The organism is Desulfurispirillum indicum S5 (assembly GCF_000177635.2).
In the GTDB taxonomy this organism is placed as follows: Bacteria; Chrysiogenota; Chrysiogenetes; order Chrysiogenales; family Chrysiogenaceae; genus Desulfurispirillum; species Desulfurispirillum indicum.
Map to the genome: position 1 here is coordinate 2,222,627 of NC_014836.1, position 15,396 is coordinate 2,238,022.

The following is a 15,396-nucleotide window of genomic DNA, read 5'->3' on the forward strand; positions in this document are numbered from 1 at the left end:
CCGATGGCCTATCACTTTGTACTGGGCGCGGTCGTTGGAGCTGCAGCGGTTCTGCTGCTCAACAACCGGCGTACACGAGAGTACCTTGATCGTGGACAGCTTTTGTTAAAGGAAAACGTGGATGAGGGAATCAAAGCCGCCAGAGCCACGGCTGAATGCATTCGCGAAAAGATGCAGACCCCGGACGATGAGCACCAGGAGAGCAAAAGTGCTGCGGACGCCTCTGCCGCCTCGGAACTGCCCGCCACCACAGAGGAGCAGCCTCCAGCCAAGCGCAGCCGCCGTACCCGGAAACCCGCTGCCGATGAATAGACCATTTAACCCCGCTGCTGTCTTCTGGGCCGGTGTCATCAGCCATGGCCTCCTGGGAATTGCCCGCCATGACCCAACCCGCGACAAAAGCCTCCCTGAGCACGCCCTGCTCCACGGACTCCAGGGAGGCATAGCCCTTGGCAGCGGCGCCCTCGCCTACAACTGCTTTGCATCCCGTGAACCCATGGCGGGCGTAGCCGTGGTGCTGACCGGAGCTTCACTCATGGGACTCCTGCGCTCACCATCCGCATCGAACGCCAAGTCACCCCCTAAATCCATATCATCAGGAGAGCACCATGTCCGACCATAAACAGGAATATTCTTCAGCCTACGGCTACAACCCCGGAAACTCCACCATGCACAACCCTTACCTGCAGCATCACTCCGCTCAAGCCGGCGGCTTTATGGGTGGTGCCCGCTCAGCCCTTTTCGGCGGAAGCCAGAGCGACCGCTTCATCAAGGGTCTGCTGATCGGCGCAGCAGCCACTTTTCTGCTGACGAACGAAAAAGCGCAACAGACCATAATCAAAGCAGGCGTCGCCCTCTTCACCCAGGTTGCCTCCAGCGTCGAGGAACTCAAGGAAAAAGTCGAAGACGCACGGGCTGAAGCTCAAGAGGAGAGGATGGCGCAAGAGGACTGATGCCACTGTTTCACTCCCTGGAAATCATCCACCAGACACGACAACGGGTTCGCCTGCGCTACCGAGAGCAGGTTGCCTTCGACAAGCACTCCCTGAAGCGCCTGCTGGAGCTGAAAGCCGGGGTGAACCGCGTTGAGCTCGGTCGGGTCAACCGCACCATCCGCATCGTCTTCGATCCCCAGGTTCACCAGGTACCGGATATTCTCACCCTCCTGAGGGAGATCCGCTCCGATACGTTCGCCGCTTTGGACACTGCCGCTCATCTGCAAAGTTCCGAGCAGGTGCACAGCGTCCTCAAAGGCCTTGTCGCCTTTGCCCTGACTCCGCTGCTCCCCCCTCCCCTGCGGGCGGCCTTCACCCTGATGGCCTGCAGTGCAGCGCTTCTGCAGGGAGGGCGACACCTGCTCAAGGGCAAGATGACCTCGGAAGCCATGGAGGCCACGGCCATCGCCATTTCTGTCGGTCGTCGCGACTACACGGCTGCCCATGTGACCAACCTGTTGATCTCCCTGGCGGAATACATCGGCCACCGCATCGACCGCCAGTCCGATGAACTGCTGCTCTCCCTGGTTCAACCTGAAGCCGAAGAAGTCTGGATTCACCGCAACGGCGAAGACATCCTCGTCAATGCTACCCAGGTTACCAAGGGCACCATTGTCATCGCCCAGGCCGGGGAAACTGTGGCAGTGGACGGCACCGTTATGGAGGGACAGGCCTCCATCAACGAGGTCTCCCTGACCGGCGAAGCCCTGCCGGTGGCCAAGGCGCGGGGAGACCGCGTGATTTCTGGAACCATCGTGGAGGAAGGCCGGGTTCATGTCTACGCCGAACAGGTTGGGCAGGAGCGGGTCTCCTTCCGCATCGCCCGTTACGTGGAAAACTCCCTGCAGTCAAAGTCCCAGGCGCAGCTTAACGCCATCCGGCTGGCTGATCGCCTGGTCCCCTTCTCCATTGGCCTGGCCTCGGCAAGTTATGTCCTCAGCCGCAACCTGGCAAAAGTGGCCGCCGTTCTGCAGGCCGATTACTCCTGCGCCCTGAAGCTGGCAACTCCTGTGGCATTCAAGTCTTCCATGTACCGCGCCGGCGCCCACCAGGTGTTGGTGAAGAGTGCCAGCGCCCTGGAAAGCCTGGCCCAGGCGGAGGTTTTTATTTTTGACAAGACTGGCACCCTGACCTCCGGCGACCTGGAAGTACTGCACACCGTCTCCCTGGACAGCCGCTGGAGCAGTGAGGAAGTCCTCAATCTGGCAGCCTCCATAGAGGAGCACTACTTCCACCCCATCGCCCAGGCAGTGGTCAAGGCCGCCCAGCAGAACTCCTCCAGCCGCAAGCACTTCCACCACAGCGAAGTGGAATTTATCGTAGCCCATGGAGTCATGGCCTATGTTGATGGCAAAAAAGTCGTCATCGGCAGCCGCCATTTCCTCGAAGACGATGAAGGCATTCGCTTCCCCGACAGCACTACCGGAATCCAGTGCCACTATGGCGAAAGCATAACGCCCCTCTATATCGGTTATGACGGCAAACTGCTGGGAATCATCTGCCTCAAGGATGAACTGCGCCCGGAAAGCCCCCGCCTGATGGCCAATCTGCGCGCCCTGGGAGTGCAGTATATGGTTCTGCTGACAGGGGATCGCCGGGAAAAGGCTCTGGAGATAGCCAGTGAACTGGGCTTTGACGAGTGCCACTATGAACTGCACCCCGAACAAAAGGCCACCATCGTGCAGAGTTACAAAGATCGTGGACTCCGTTGCGCCTTTGTCGGAGATGGCATCAACGACGCCCCGGCCCTGTCACTGGCCGATGTGGGAATCGCCATGCAGAAAGGGGCCGATATCGCCCGCATCAGCGCAGACATCGCCCTACTGCACGACGACATTCTGCTGGTCAGCGATATCCGCGCCCTGGCAGCCTCCACGCTCAGAAGAGTCACCACCAACTACCGCCTCACCATTGGACTCAACAGCGCCATCATGCTGCTGGCCGCCATGGGGCGCATCTCGCCCATGGCAACGGCAGTGCTCCATAACGGAACCACTATCGGCATCCTGCTGAATGCCGCCCTGGGTGGCCGCAATGCCATGCAGAGCCCCAGAAACAGCATCAAAGCACCATCCACAGGTGAACCCTATGAAGAAGCCTCCGAAACATTCCCAGCGTGAGCTGGCCAAACTTGCCATGACCGCAAGCCTCGGCCTGACGGTTATCACCGCATTGTTTATGAAAGGAAAAATGGCCAAACGCCTGCACACAGGTGCCGGTATCGCCCTGATTGCCAGCTCCATCTGGCACCACCAGCTCTATCAGCCAGTCAAACCGTCCAAAGAGGTGAGAGAATTCCCTGCCGGGGAAGAGAACCGCCTCTGAAGCACTTGTATCAATAACAGGAACCACTATCGGAATTAGTGAAACTTAACTCTTGCAGTCGAGAGTATTTTATGCAAAATGTTCAGATCAACTAAGAACTCTTCCCTTAATGAATAATGTCATCCAGGAGAAACATATGAAATCCTGCACTCTGTACACCGCTTCCAGAAAGAAACGCTGCATCCTTGAAAGTATCCCCGACGAAAAACTCCTTCAGTCCCTCGGAATCCGCTCAGGTGTTGAACTCTCCATCGTCTCCCGCCAGCCCTTTGGCGGTCCGGTCACCATTAAGCTCGGTGACCGCTGTCTAGCCATATCCAAGTCCATAGCTGAGCAGATCAGTATCCGGGAGGTAGGTTAAGTGGACTGCCACGGCAACCCGAAGCCCATTTCCCTGGCTCCCGGCGAAGAGGCCCTGAAAATCCTGCTCATGGGAAATCCCAATGTGGGGAAAAGTGTTATCTTCTCTCGGCTGACCGGCATGAACGTGCGTACCGCCAACTACGCTGGCACCACCGTCAATTACACCCATGGCATCGTCCAGTACCACGGCAAAAAGGCACTGCTCACGGATGTTCCCGGCACTTACTCCCTGGAAGCCACATCTCCCGCTGAAGAAGTTGCCACCAAACTCCTCGCAGAAGGAGCCCATGTGGTGCTCTGCGTCCTCGATGCCACCAACCTGGAGCGCAATCTGCCCCTGGCCCTGCAGATACGGCAGACCGGGCTGCCCGTGGTGTACGCCCTGAACCTCAGCGATGTGGCTCGCCGCAAGGGAATCACCATAGACACAGACGCCCTGGCCAAAGAGCTGGGCGCTCCCGTTATCGCCACTTCGGCCGTCAAGGGCGAAGGCCTGAAGACTCTCCTGGACACGACCCTGCAGGCTGCCCAAGGGCAGGCCATCAAAGCAGTGACCCTGCCTGAGAGCTTTCAGAACTTCTGGGACGAAGCATCCCGCATCGCCCGGATAGCCCAGCGTAACGAATCCCGCCCCATGACCCTGTGGGATCGCTTTGAAGAGATGACGATTCGCCCCCTGCCCGGACTCCCCATCGCCCTGATCGTCCTGATCATTGCCCTGGGCCTCGTGGTAGGCGGTGGAAAAGCTCTGCGGGCCGTAATCCTGCTGCCTCTGTTCAACAACTACGTGGCACCCGCCATTACCTCCGCCGTCTCCAGCGTGGTCTCGGAGGGCATCCTGCGCAATGTGCTCGTTGGTGAATACGGCATGCTCATTAAGGGTATCGAATGGCCTATCGCCCTGATCCTGCCCTACGTGGCCCTCTTTTACATCGTGCTCTCCTTCCTGGAGGACAGTGGTTACCTGCCACGCCTGGGTGTCCTGCTGGATAACGTCATGCGCGCCATGGGCCTGCAGGGCGGCAGCATAGTCCCCATGTTCATGGGGTACGGCTGTGCCGTGCCCGCCATTATCGGCACCAAGGCTGCTACCAGCAACAAAGAGCGCCTGATGATCACCGGACTCGTCGCCCTGGCCGTCCCCTGTACCGCCCAGACCGGAGCCTTCATCGTCCTGCTGGGTGACCATTCCATGGCGGCACTGCTGGGCGTTTATGCCATCTCCTTCGGAGCCATGTTTCTCGTGGGCAGCCTCATGACCAGAATGCTGCCGGGAACTGTAGCCCCCATGCTCATGGAAATCCCCAACCTGCTCATGCCCGATGGCAAATCGTTGCTGAAAAAAATCTGGATTCGCATCAAGCAGTTTCTGCTGGAGGCGGAAATCCCCATGATCCTGGGTATAGGCGCAGCTGCCCTGATTGCCGAAACCGGAGTCCTCGGCATGGTATCAGGTTTCATGGCACCCATCGTGGTGGGCTGGCTTGGTCTGCCGGCCGAAGCGACCCTGGCACTGATGCTCGGCATTATCCGCCGCGAACTGGCGGTACTGCCCCTGCTGGGACTCGACCTGAGTATACTCCAGCTGATGGTAGGCTCTGTCGTTGCCCTGTTCTACCTCCCCTGCCTGACAGTAACGGCAATCATCATTAAAGAGTTCAGCCTGAAGATCGGCCTGCTGATCCTTCTCCTGACCACCCTGGCAGCCTTTGTCTTTGGCGGACTCCTCAATAAGATCGGCCAGCTGCTGCTGGTACTGCTGTAACCGGAATCAGCCATGAAAGCAATGGTGCGCCTTACCAAAATGACAGAACGACTCCTTGTCTTCTGCCCTTGGCTGATCAGACTGCAGCAGAAGTACTATCATCGCATCGTCAGCAAGGAAGTGCGCTCCGGGCTTATTTCAAGCGAAGACAACGTCCTGTGTATCGGAGGAGGCCCCCTCCCCTGCACCGCCATAGAGATCGCCCGCTGTACGGGCGCCCATGTGGTGGTCATAGACTGCGATCCGGCAGCAGTGCACACGGCGCAGCAGATTGTCCGGGTCATGGGAATGGAAAACTCTGTGGAGGTCTGCCTGGGTGACGGGTGCAGCTACGACGCCTCACACTTCCAGGTCATCCATATTGCGCGCCAGGCTGAACCTCAGGAGGCCATTCTGCGCAACATATGGACGGTTGCTCCCCGCGGCGCCCGTATATTGGTGCGCCATCCCAACGCCCTCCTGAAAAGCTGCTATTGCGGTCTCCCCCGCGCATATGCCTCCCAGTGCGACCGCAAGGGGAACGCAGTCGACGGCACCCTCCTGTTCACAAAAAACCGCAAGGAGTTTCCCGGTGAAATACATGCTGCTGGCGACAGGCATAGCGCTCACCGCACTGCTTATCTGGCAGGCTGACTCCCAGGAGTTTCTCACCAGCCTGTTGATGGCCAAGCCGGAATGGCTGGTCGCTGCCTTTACCCTGCAGCTGCTGACAGTAACGATGATATCCTGGCAGTGGAAACTGCTGGGTCACCATATCCACAGCGGCTGCCGCTTTCACCAGATGGTACATATCAACATGTCGGGCACGTTCTTTGAAAGTGTCACACCGGCCATGAAAACCGGTGGTGAGGTCGTCAAAGCCTATCTGCTCAAGCGCGCTTTCGGATGGACCACTGTCCAGTCAGTGGCACTGGTTGGACTGCAGAAAGTCGTCAGTATCGGCCCGCTGCTTTTCCTGGTAGGCGTCTCCCTCTCCCTCTATCTGCTCACCAATGGCATCTCCACACCCCAGGGCTGGCTGGTGGCCACCAGCGGCATGATCCTGCTCCCAGTTTTCCTGCTGATCTGTGCCGTATTCATCGCCCCTGCCGGCCTGGCGGTCTGGCTGGAAAAAGTGTTTCCCGCCAAATGGGTACACACCCTCAGCCAGAGTCTGCATTCCCTGGAAAACGCGCTGTCACAGGTAAAAAAAAGGGGCAACCTGGGCAGACACTTTCTCCTGTCAGTTACCCTGTGGTTTCTCTTTCCAGCCAAAGCCGCCATCATTGCGCTGTCCATGGGCCTGGAAGCAGATCTGATCAACATTGCCACGGTCACCTTCCTGGCCTATATGGTGGCCATGATCCCCCTGACTCCAGGCGGACTGGGAACTTTTGAGGCCACGGTCGTCTTCCTGCTGCTACCCCTGGAAATTGCCATGCACCAGTCCATGGCATTTGCCATCATCCTGCGGCTGGTCACCTTCTGGTTGCCTTTTCTGATCAGCGCGCTCTACCTGCTCGCCCACTGGGGCCTGGGGCATGCTCGCGTGCCCGCCAGAACCCCATCCCCATAACAACCCTCTTCTACAAAGGACGCACCCATGAAGCAAAAACTCCTGCACCTTGGATTTCTGATCACCTTGCTCACCTCTTTGGTCTCCAGCGCCACAGCACACTGCACCTGGGTTGAGGCTCCTGCCAGCGTGGAAACCGGCCAAGAGGCCGCGATCACTCTGTTCTGGGCTGACCCTGAAGAACCGGTGGAAAAGCGTGACTCACCGGAGCTGACGCTGCGCATTCAGCAGCCTGACGGCCAGGTGCTCCCCGTAAATACTGACCACAAGGGAACATTTCAACAGGCGCAGTGGGAGTTTTCCCAGCAGGGCGTCCACACTCTGCTGGCCACCCGCGAACCGGCCCGCCATCGCATGAGCCAGTACCGTGATTTCGGCAAAACTCTCTTGCTGGCAGGCCCCGCATCCGAGGCACCGGCCCCCGCCGGCCTTGAACTGGAAATCACCCCCCTGGAACTCCCTGCTCCCGGAGTCACCGAAGTCCCCCTGCAGATTCACTACTTCGGCAAGCCACTGGCCGGAGCCGAACTGAAAATCATCACTCAGGTTGACCGTACCAAGGGAACCTATCAGTCACTCCATGATGACAAACAGTACCAGAGTGCCACCAGCGATCAGCAGGGCAGGGTCACCGTCACCCTTGATCCTTCCCGCAACACCATCATCAAAGTTCGGCACAGTGTCGGCGCAGCCGAAGTGGATGGCGACCACGGCCGCTGGGTGCGCACTATCATATTCCGCAGCACCCTGAGCATCGCCGAAATGCGCTGAATTCTCACACGGGGCCCAGGGCGCAGAAAATAATTTATTAGGTATCGCTAACTTAATGATTGACAACTAGCGAAAAGTGCACTACAAAAAGAATCAGCAAGGGAGTAACCTTTGCTGATTCTTTACACGTGGGGGTGCAGTATGGTTGCAAAGAATATGACCCTTCGCAAAGCACTTATGAAAAACACTGGAGTCAGGGGCGCGAACATGGATTGCCACCTGAACTGTGACGAGTGCCACAACTCTGTCATGCTCAACCTGCAGGATCTGTTTCCCATAGCGCGTTCCTGCAGCGATCAGGACAGTAAACTCTCATCGGACAAACAGGCTGTATTGCACCGGTAACAGGAGAAAAGCATGGAAATTCTTGATGTCGTGGTAACGCTTGCGGCAGTAGCACTTGCAGGCACCTATCTTTACTGGCGGGTTTTTCGACGCAAAACGGCAACTGGTGGCTGCGGATGCGCTTCAGGTGGAGGGTGCTGCTCCACTGGAAGCAGTGAACCCAAGAAGACTTCCTGCTGTCAGGGCGGCAGCCACAGCTGAGCAGCCCTCTATACTCTACACAGAAACCGACCTGTGGCCGTGGCAATAACATCGCCACGGCCACAGGTTATGGTACTTTCCCCTCGTCCTGTCTTCCATTTTCGGTGAGTGAAAGATCCCGTGACATACGCCTGCTGCAGTACCCGCAGTGGGCGCAAGAATTTTACCTGCAGATCACAGGTCACCATGGGATGCCCCAGTGAGGCTGGAATTTTCCCCATGGCCTCATCAAGCACCGTACTGAGGATGCCGCCATGAATAATGCCGTCGTAGGAGGCGAACGCCTTGGAAAGCCGTAGTCCTGCCTGTGACTGCAGTTCCTGGGCATCAACCTCAAACTGCAGCTGCAGTCCAACGGCATTATGCTGACCGCAGGCAAAGCAGCCCACGGCGTCATCCAGTGCCCAGCGATTCAGGGGCAGCTCTATGCCCATTCCACCAAGCAGGCGCGCAATATAGCGTCGTACCTGGCCAGGCATCCCCTGGCTCTGGGAGTAGAACTCCGGCATAAACGGCTGAATGCCCACGCCCAGCTGGCTGAGTTTCAGCAGATTCTCCAGGTGAATTGAATTCAGGGGGGTTTCACGGGGTGCCACCACAATGGGACGCCGCTCTTTCAAGCATACGTCAAACACCCGCTCTGCCAGAGTCCCGGAAAGCCCCTGGCAGACCCGCGCGCAATAGCCCATACTGGCTGGCAGCACCACCAGGCCATCAGGTACTCCCGAGCCGCTGGCCAGGGGAGAAAAGAAACTGCTGTTATCATGGATGTGCACTCCGTCGGGCAACAGCTTCTGAACCAGCGTTTCACGCTCGCCCTGGCCAAGGGAGCGCGTCTGTTCTACGCTCATTCCCGCTTCAATGCAAAAATTCACCTGGGCCTGCTCCGTACAGATGACATGGCACTGGATATGCTGGGCAACCAGCGCATCCATGGCCTCCAGCGCCAGGGTGCCCCCTGAAGCTCCCGTGACGATAAGGGCGATTTGTTTCATTTCTGTCCTTCACTCAAAGAGCTTTTCCCTCATCTTAAGAGAAAAACGCCCCATTCATCAGTATTTTTTGGCTGGAATAGCCTTTTTTCACAACTTCGCGCTTTTTTCCCGTTATTGTATTATGTTACATTATGTCCACAAGGAGGACGAAAAGCAATGATAACCAATGCCCTTGAATTCGAACGCCCCATCGTGGAGCTGGAAAAGAAAATAGAAGATCTGGAAAAATTCGCATCCCAGGAAGGCCTGAACTTCTCCACCGAGATTGAAAAACTCAACCGCAAGATGGAATCCCTCAAAGAGGAAATATACGGCAATCTCACCGAATGGCAATGCACGCAGGTAGCCCGCCACTCAGCACGCCCCTACACTCTGGATTTCGCCGAACACGTTTTCACCGATTTCCAGGAGCTGCATGGCGACCGCGCTTTCGCCGACGACAAATCCATCGTTGGCGGACTGTGTCGCTTTGAAGGACAGAGCGTCATGCTTATCGGCCACCAGAAAGGGCGCAACACGGCAGAGAATATCCGTCGCAATTTCGCCATGCCCAATCCCGAGGGCTACCGTAAAGCCCTGCGATTCATGAAACTGGCGGAAAAATTCAATCTACCTATCATCACCCTCGTTGACACCCCTGGCGCCTATCCCGGCATAGGGGCGGAAGAGCGCGGACAGGGCGAAGCCATCGCCCGCAACCTTCTGGAGATGTCGGGGCTCAAGGTTCCCATCATATCAGTCGTCACCGGCGAAGGCGGCAGCGGAGGCGCGCTGGCCCTGGCCGTGGGCAACCGAGTGCTGATGTTTGAGCACTCCATCTACTCTGTTATCAGCCCAGAAGGGTGCGCCGCCATTCTCTGGAAAGATGGCACCCAGGGTGAAAAGGCCGCCAAGGCGCTGAAGCTGACTGCTCCGAACCTCCTGAAGCTGGGTGTTATCGATGAGGTAATCCCGGAACCCATGGGTGGAGCCCACCGCGATCCTGCCGTCGTCTACGCCAACCTGAAAGAGGCCCTCAACCGTCATCTGCAGGAGCTGCAGAAGCTTTCCGCCGCTGAACTGACAAAGGATCGCTATGACCGATTCCGCAAGATCGGCGTCTTCAGCGAGTAAAATACCAGCACCGAGCATAGCAGTTTCAAATCCGGGCACGGAAAATTTCTTGCCCTGTCCGGATTTTTGAGGCATATTGCTTCAAATCATTCAAAAGGGGAGTGGGGATGAGGTTTTCGAGGCAGCCGATCGTCGTACAAAGGGGACAGAGAAAGAATAAGCCACACATTCTTTTCAAGCTTTTCATGGTTATCGGAACCGGTCTTATCATAGGATTCGGCGCCAACATCATCATCTCCTCTGAAATGAACATCCGCAAATCCTTTGTCAGAGACAACCCCGTGCTCTCCGCCCTCGATAAACTCCACCGCCCGGCCCTGATTGATTATGAGGATGAACAGGGCTTCACCGAAGAGCCGGATTTCGTGGAGATTGAAAAAGGCGAAATCCCGGAAACCCTGCACACTACGGAAGGCACCGTGCAGCGCGGTGACTCTCTTTACAGCATCCTGGCAGCCCAGGGGCTCTCGCCTTTGGAAATTCACGGGATTACCACACAACTGGATGGGCTTTTCTCCACCCGCAGCTTCCGCGCCGGACAGAAGTACTCGGTAGCGCGGGATGATGAGGGAAATTTCCGCCGCTTCACCTATCACCAGAGCCGCTCCATCACCCTGCACGTGGAATGGGATGTGGTGTCCGAAGAATTTCACGTATCCAAGGAAGTCCAGGATTATGACACCCGCACGTCCAACCTGACAGGCATCATCACCAGCAATCTGGCCAATGAACTCCAGCGCAATGGTCGCTACGGACTGATTACGCAGCTGGAGAACGTGCTCTCCTGGCGCATCGACTTCAACCGCGACATCCAGCCGGGCTCCCAGTACCGGATCATTTTTGAAGAAAAATGGCTGAACGACCAGTATGTCGGCGTCGGCAACATACTGGCAACTGAAATAACCATTCGCAATAATACCTACACAGCCTATCGTTACCAGGATCCCCAGGGGGTAGTTGGCTATTATGACGAAAAGGGAGACTCCATGCAGCGCTTCTTCCTGAATCGTCCAGTCAACTACTCCCGTGTTTCCAGCCCCTACGGCTACCGTGTGCATCCCGTTTACGGAACGCGGCACTTCCATGGTGGCGTAGACCTGGTGGCCCCCACCGGCACTCCAGTCTACGCTGTGGCTGACGGGCAGGTGATCTTCCGCGGACGCAAGGGACCAGCGGGCAACATGATCACCCTTTCCCATGCCAACGGCTACCACACCCAGTACCTGCACCTCAGCCGCTATGCGGTCAACTACGGCAGCCGGGTTCGCCAGGGCGATATCATCGGCTACGTTGGCGCAACCGGAGTCGCCACCGGTCCACACCTGGACTTCCGCGTCATTCGCAACGGACGACTCCAGGATCCCATGCAGGCGCTGGCATCCTCTTCAGCTGCCCAGTCTGTTGCCAGCGAGCATCGCAATGACTTCCTGGCCAAACGGGGCATGCTCAGGGCGCAACTGGATGAGCTGGATATCCAACTGGCCAGCGCGGAGCGCTAAGCGCCCATATGGCCGTCTTCCCCTTCCGCACCACTCCCACCCATGAGGCAAAAATCAGGAAGTTCGCCTACAGTGCGACTGTCCTGATCCTCATCACCACGGTTATCCTCAGCCTGTGGGTCAAGACCCGCATCATCGCCACAGGCTACGAGGTCGCCGGGCTCCAGCGTCAGATCCTTGAGGAGGAGAGCCGCCTGGGCATACTGGAAGCCCGTCTTTACCAGCTTGGTTCCCCTGGATACATCCAAATGCTGGCAAAAGAACACGGGATGGTTTATCCTGCTGCCGATCAGCTTGAGTACCTGCTGAACCAATCCATCCTCAGGGCCAACGAACTTGCAGACACCCCACGTTAAGACCTTCAAGGTTGCCCAGTACCTGGTACTGGCGTTTCTGGTTCTCGCCATCGGCTACCACCTGGCGGAAAAACAGCTTGTGAATCACCAGACCTGGAAAAGTCGCCTGGCCGCGCAATACGACAAAGACTTCACCATACGCCAGAATCGTGCCCATATCGCCGATCGCCACGGCTTTCAGCTAGCCGTCAGCACCAAGGCCTACTCTATTTACGGTATCGGTTCCGAAATCGAAAATATCCGTGACGCAGCCAGCCGCATCGCCCAGGCCATGGGCATGGCGGACTACGGCCCCATCTATAACCGTATCGCAGGCAGGACCGGTTTTTTCTGGATTGCCCGCAATGTGGATCCCCTGGTAGCATCGCGTATTGGCACCATCAAGGGCGTCGGACTCCTGGAGGGAGAACGCCGCTTCTACCCCGATGGCGATCTTTTCGGCAAACTTCTGGGCTTTACCGGTGTTGACATCCAGGGGCTGGAGGGCATCGAGCACCGCTTCGACGAACGCCTGAAAGGACAGGAAGTCCGGGTGGCCGTCTACCGCGACGCCCGACGCCGCGACATTATGCTGGAGCCCATCTCCACCCAGCAGAACTCCCTGAAAAAACCACCGCTGACCCTCTCCGTGGACAGCCGCCTGCAGGCCTTTGTGGAAAGCTCCGTCCAGCAGTTTCTGCAGGAGCACGAAGCCAAGGCCATCAGCGTCGTCGCCATGGATCCTTTTAACGGCGAAGTACTCAGCATCTATTCATGGCCCAGCTACGACCCGAACAACTTCAGCAACTATCCCCGCCAGCGCTGGCGCAATGACGCCATCGCCAACACCTTTGAGCCCGGCTCCACCTTCAAGCTGATCACCTACGCCGCCGCTCTCAAGAGTCGCAGCATCACCCTGCAGGACATCTTTTTCGGCGAAAACGGCGAGTATCGCGAAGGCAACCGCACCATCCGCGACACAGTCCCCATGGGCTGGGCATCGGTGGCCGAAGCCTTTGGGCAATCCAGTAATATCATCACCTCGAAAATTGCCGCCCAGATCCCGGCGGAGGTCTTTCACAACACTATTCGTGACTTTGGTTTCGGCGCTGCCACCGGCATTGAACTCAGCGGGGAATCGGCGGGATTGCTGCGGCCGCCCAGCCAGTGGAGCAGACTCTCCCAGACATCCCTCTCCATGGGCTATGAAATCAGCGTGAACGCCCTGCAGATGGTGCGGGCCTATGCCGCCGCCATCAATGGCGGATACCTGGTGCAGCCAACGATCCTCAAAGGAGTCAACCAGGGTCGCGAATGGGATGCCATCCTTGACCCGCAAACTGCTGAAGCCATGAAGTCGCTGCTGCTGCGCGTGGTGGAAAAGGGCACGGGTCGCAATGCCAGCCACAAGTACTTCAGCATCGGCGGCAAGACGGGCACGGCCCAGAAGCTCGATCCGGTGGAGGGCTATACCCGCGACCGCCACCTGGCAAGCTTTGTGGGCTTTTTCCCCTATGAACAGCCGCAGGTTGTCATGGGTGTCTTCATCGATGAACCCAAAGTTGCCCTCAAGCAACAGAACACTGAGGGCCCGGTGTATGTCTCAAGTTATGGCGGCGCGGTTGCGGCACCTCTTTTTCGCGATATTGCCGGCAAGTATATCAACTACTACACCATCGTACCTGACCGTAAATCAAACTGATCCAAGGAATTCCCCGTGCGACTCCAACAACTCTGCCAGCAGCTTGGCCTGCCTCATCCTCAAGTGGATGTGGAATTCAGCCGCCTGAGCCGCGATACCCGTGATATCAGCCCCGATTGTCTTTTTATCGCCATAGCCGGTTCCCAGTTCGACCCTCACCTCCATCTGCCCGAGCTGCTGAGCTCCGGAAAAATCGCCGGAGCCCTGTGCCAGCACCCCGTTGACGGGCCCAACACCCTGGTCCTGCCCGATCTGGCGGAGCGGGAAGCCACCATTGCCGTGGCCGCCTATGGCAACCCGTCTGCTGCCCTGAAAGTCGTCGGCGTCACCGGAACCAACGGCAAAAGCTCCACGATCAGCTACCTCCGTCAGGTTTACCAGGCCCTGGGCCATCGAACCGCCACCATCGGCACCCTCGGCTATGCCATTGATGGTGGCCCGTCCGCGGAGCTTGCCAACACCACACCCTGTGCCACCACGCTCCAGCATATCCTGCACCTGTGCCTCCAGCACCATGTGGAGTATGTGTTCATGGAGGTCTCTTCCCATGCCATCGCCCTGGGCCGCGTACAGGGCATCAGGTTCCACGGCGCCATATTCACCAACCTCACCCCGGATCACCTGGATTTCCACGGCACCATGGACGACTACCTGCAGACAAAACTCCGGCTCTTCACACCTGCTCCCCCCTACGCCATCATCCACACCAGGCGTATCCCCCGGAAGCTGCCCCCCCTGCCCGGCGTCCTGAGTTTCGGCCCCGGGGAAGACGCTGACATCCCCACGACGGAGCAGCAGGTAAGCCCGGAAGGAATTCGCTTCTGCCTGCAGGGGCAGATTTACCGCAGCCCCCTGCGAGGCCGTGGCAACCTGGAAAACGTCCAGGCCGTCGCCGCTTTCTGCCACCATGAAGGGCAGGAACGCCAGCAGGTTGCCCGGGCCATAGCAGCACTGCGCCCCATAGAAGGGCGTTTCATGCCCATTTCCCACAATGGCCGCCATGGCATCATCGACTATGCCCACACCCCCGACGCTCTGGAGCAACTACTGAAATCGACCCGGGAGATCTGCCACGGCAGGCTGATTGTCGTCTTCGGCTGCGGCGGTGACCGTGATAAAACCAAACGCCCTCTCATGGGCGCCATCGCCAGCGAGCTGGCGGATATCTGCATTGTTACAGACGACAACCCGCGCACCGAAGATCCCCAGCACATTATCTCCCAGATTATTGCCGCCATGGATATGGGCAGGACAACAGTGATCCATGAGCGTCTACGCGCGATTACCTGCGCCAGAGAGCTGGCAAACGGCGATGACCTGGTGGTCATCGCCGGCAAGGGACACGAGAAGTATCAGATTTATGGCCGGCAGAAACACCGCTTCTGTGACGCAGAAGCCTTCTGTTCCTGAAAAAGAAAAAAGCCTTCCCAAA

The 15,396-nt window shown here is 57.8% G+C and carries 18 protein-coding genes; 17 read left to right on the forward strand and 1 reads right to left on the reverse strand.

The annotated features are described in order from the left end of the window. Positions 1-3: 3 nt before the first annotated feature. The 12 genes from SELIN_RS10430 to SELIN_RS15130 all read left to right on the forward strand — a co-directional run bounded on the left by SELIN_RS10430 (position 4) and on the right by SELIN_RS15130 (position 8,320). Positions 4-312: a YtxH domain-containing protein gene (locus SELIN_RS10430; RefSeq protein ID WP_013506630.1), complete on the forward strand. Its 309-nt coding sequence runs from the start codon at positions 4-6 to the stop codon at positions 310-312. Then, a complete protein-coding gene (locus SELIN_RS10435) occupies positions 305-622 on the forward strand; it encodes a hypothetical protein (protein WP_013506631.1) in 318 nt (105 codons plus the stop codon). The genes SELIN_RS10430 and SELIN_RS10435 overlap by 8 nt, the downstream gene beginning before the upstream one ends. Beyond that, positions 609-953, forward strand: coding sequence for a hypothetical protein (locus SELIN_RS10440; protein WP_013506632.1), 345 nt, complete (start codon positions 609-611; stop codon positions 951-953). The genes SELIN_RS10435 and SELIN_RS10440 overlap by 14 nt, the downstream gene beginning before the upstream one ends. After that, on the forward strand, positions 953-3,115 hold the full coding sequence (locus SELIN_RS10445) for a heavy metal translocating P-type ATPase (protein WP_013506633.1): 2,163 nt from the start codon (positions 953-955) through the stop codon (positions 3,113-3,115). The genes SELIN_RS10440 and SELIN_RS10445 overlap by 1 nt, the downstream gene beginning before the upstream one ends. Next, positions 3,084-3,320 carry a hypothetical protein gene (locus SELIN_RS10450; protein WP_013506634.1) on the forward strand — a complete coding sequence of 79 codons (237 nt, stop codon included), beginning with the start codon at positions 3,084-3,086 and terminating at the stop codon, positions 3,318-3,320. The genes SELIN_RS10445 and SELIN_RS10450 overlap by 32 nt, the downstream gene beginning before the upstream one ends. A gap of 136 nt (positions 3,321-3,456) precedes the next feature. Continuing rightward, positions 3,457-3,681, forward strand: coding sequence for a FeoA family protein (locus SELIN_RS10455; protein ID WP_013506635.1), 225 nt, complete (start codon positions 3,457-3,459; stop codon positions 3,679-3,681). After that, on the forward strand, positions 3,682-5,448 hold the full coding sequence (locus tag SELIN_RS10460) for a ferrous iron transporter B (RefSeq protein WP_013506636.1): 1,767 nt from the start codon (positions 3,682-3,684) through the stop codon (positions 5,446-5,448). A 12-nt stretch (positions 5,449-5,460) separates the two neighbouring features. Then, positions 5,461-6,081: an SAM-dependent methyltransferase gene (locus tag SELIN_RS15280; protein ID WP_013506637.1), complete on the forward strand. Its 621-nt coding sequence runs from the start codon at positions 5,461-5,463 to the stop codon at positions 6,079-6,081. Continuing rightward, positions 6,029-7,003, forward strand: a complete 975-nt coding sequence (locus SELIN_RS10470) for a lysylphosphatidylglycerol synthase transmembrane domain-containing protein (RefSeq protein ID WP_041726050.1) — start codon at positions 6,029-6,031, stop codon at positions 7,001-7,003. The genes SELIN_RS15280 and SELIN_RS10470 overlap by 53 nt, the downstream gene beginning before the upstream one ends. Before the next feature lie 27 nt (positions 7,004-7,030). Next, positions 7,031-7,774, forward strand: coding sequence for a DUF4198 domain-containing protein (locus SELIN_RS10475; RefSeq protein ID WP_013506639.1), 744 nt, complete (start codon positions 7,031-7,033; stop codon positions 7,772-7,774). 207 nt (positions 7,775-7,981) lie between these two features. Next, positions 7,982-8,119 (forward strand): hypothetical protein, encoded by a 138-nt coding sequence (locus SELIN_RS10480; RefSeq protein ID WP_156788063.1) that lies wholly within the window; start codon positions 7,982-7,984, stop codon positions 8,117-8,119. 12 nt (positions 8,120-8,131) lie between these two features. Beyond that, a complete protein-coding gene (locus SELIN_RS15130) occupies positions 8,132-8,320 on the forward strand; it encodes a FeoB-associated Cys-rich membrane protein (protein ID WP_156788064.1) in 189 nt (62 codons plus the stop codon). Positions 8,321-8,328: 8 nt separating this feature from the next. Here SELIN_RS15130 and SELIN_RS14170 read toward each other — a convergent pair whose 3' ends face one another. Beyond that, positions 8,329-9,315 carry a UbiX family flavin prenyltransferase gene (locus SELIN_RS14170; protein WP_013506641.1) on the reverse strand — a complete coding sequence of 329 codons (987 nt, stop codon included), beginning with the start codon at positions 9,313-9,315 and terminating at the stop codon, positions 8,329-8,331. 156 nt (positions 9,316-9,471) lie between these two features. Here SELIN_RS14170 and SELIN_RS10490 point away from each other — a divergent pair, with 156 nt between their 5' ends. The 5 genes from SELIN_RS10490 to SELIN_RS10510 all read left to right on the forward strand — a co-directional run bounded on the left by SELIN_RS10490 (position 9,472) and on the right by SELIN_RS10510 (position 15,374). Continuing rightward, positions 9,472-10,428, forward strand: a complete 957-nt coding sequence (locus SELIN_RS10490; protein WP_013506642.1) for an acetyl-CoA carboxylase carboxyltransferase subunit alpha — start codon at positions 9,472-9,474, stop codon at positions 10,426-10,428. A gap of 185 nt (positions 10,429-10,613) precedes the next feature. After that, positions 10,614-11,927, forward strand: coding sequence for a M23 family metallopeptidase (locus tag SELIN_RS10495; RefSeq protein WP_198007088.1), 1,314 nt, complete (start codon positions 10,614-10,616; stop codon positions 11,925-11,927). An 8-nt stretch (positions 11,928-11,935) separates the two neighbouring features. Next, positions 11,936-12,283: a hypothetical protein gene (locus SELIN_RS10500; protein ID WP_013506644.1), complete on the forward strand. Its 348-nt coding sequence runs from the start codon at positions 11,936-11,938 to the stop codon at positions 12,281-12,283. After that, entirely contained in the window at positions 12,264-13,964 is a 1,701-nt protein-coding gene (locus SELIN_RS10505) for a peptidoglycan D,D-transpeptidase FtsI family protein (RefSeq protein WP_013506645.1), read from the forward strand. Before SELIN_RS10500 ends, SELIN_RS10505 begins: the two co-directional genes overlap by 20 nt. Before the next feature lie 15 nt (positions 13,965-13,979). Further along, positions 13,980-15,374: a UDP-N-acetylmuramoyl-L-alanyl-D-glutamate--2,6-diaminopimelate ligase gene (locus SELIN_RS10510; RefSeq protein ID WP_013506646.1), complete on the forward strand. Its 1,395-nt coding sequence runs from the start codon at positions 13,980-13,982 to the stop codon at positions 15,372-15,374. Positions 15,375-15,396: the final 22 nt, after the last annotated feature.

Coding starts and splice junctions, on each gene's coding strand:
- SELIN_RS10430 (WP_013506630.1), top strand. CDS start 4: ATGGCCTATCACTTTGTACTGGGCGCGGTCGTTGGAGCTGCAGCGGTT.
- SELIN_RS10435 (WP_013506631.1), top strand. CDS start 305: ATGAATAGACCATTTAACCCCGCTGCTGTCTTCTGGGCCGGTGTCATC.
- SELIN_RS10440 (WP_013506632.1), top strand. CDS start 609: ATGTCCGACCATAAACAGGAATATTCTTCAGCCTACGGCTACAACCCC.
- SELIN_RS10445 (WP_013506633.1), top strand. CDS start 953: ATGCCACTGTTTCACTCCCTGGAAATCATCCACCAGACACGACAACGG.
- SELIN_RS10450 (WP_013506634.1), top strand. CDS start 3,084: ATGAAGAAGCCTCCGAAACATTCCCAGCGTGAGCTGGCCAAACTTGCC.
- SELIN_RS10455 (WP_013506635.1), top strand. CDS start 3,457: ATGAAATCCTGCACTCTGTACACCGCTTCCAGAAAGAAACGCTGCATC.
- SELIN_RS15280 (WP_013506637.1), top strand. CDS start 5,461: ATGAAAGCAATGGTGCGCCTTACCAAAATGACAGAACGACTCCTTGTC.
- SELIN_RS10470 (WP_041726050.1), top strand. CDS start 6,029: ATGCTGCTGGCGACAGGCATAGCGCTCACCGCACTGCTTATCTGGCAG.
- SELIN_RS10475 (WP_013506639.1), top strand. CDS start 7,031: ATGAAGCAAAAACTCCTGCACCTTGGATTTCTGATCACCTTGCTCACC.
- SELIN_RS10480 (WP_156788063.1), top strand. CDS start 7,982: ATGGATTGCCACCTGAACTGTGACGAGTGCCACAACTCTGTCATGCTC.
- SELIN_RS15130 (WP_156788064.1), top strand. CDS start 8,132: ATGGAAATTCTTGATGTCGTGGTAACGCTTGCGGCAGTAGCACTTGCA.
- SELIN_RS14170 (WP_013506641.1), bottom strand. CDS start 9,315: ATGAAACAAATCGCCCTTATCGTCACGGGAGCTTCAGGGGGCACCCTG.
- SELIN_RS10490 (WP_013506642.1), top strand. CDS start 9,472: ATGATAACCAATGCCCTTGAATTCGAACGCCCCATCGTGGAGCTGGAA.
- SELIN_RS10495 (WP_198007088.1), top strand. CDS start 10,614: ATGGTTATCGGAACCGGTCTTATCATAGGATTCGGCGCCAACATCATC.
- SELIN_RS10500 (WP_013506644.1), top strand. CDS start 11,936: ATGGCCGTCTTCCCCTTCCGCACCACTCCCACCCATGAGGCAAAAATC.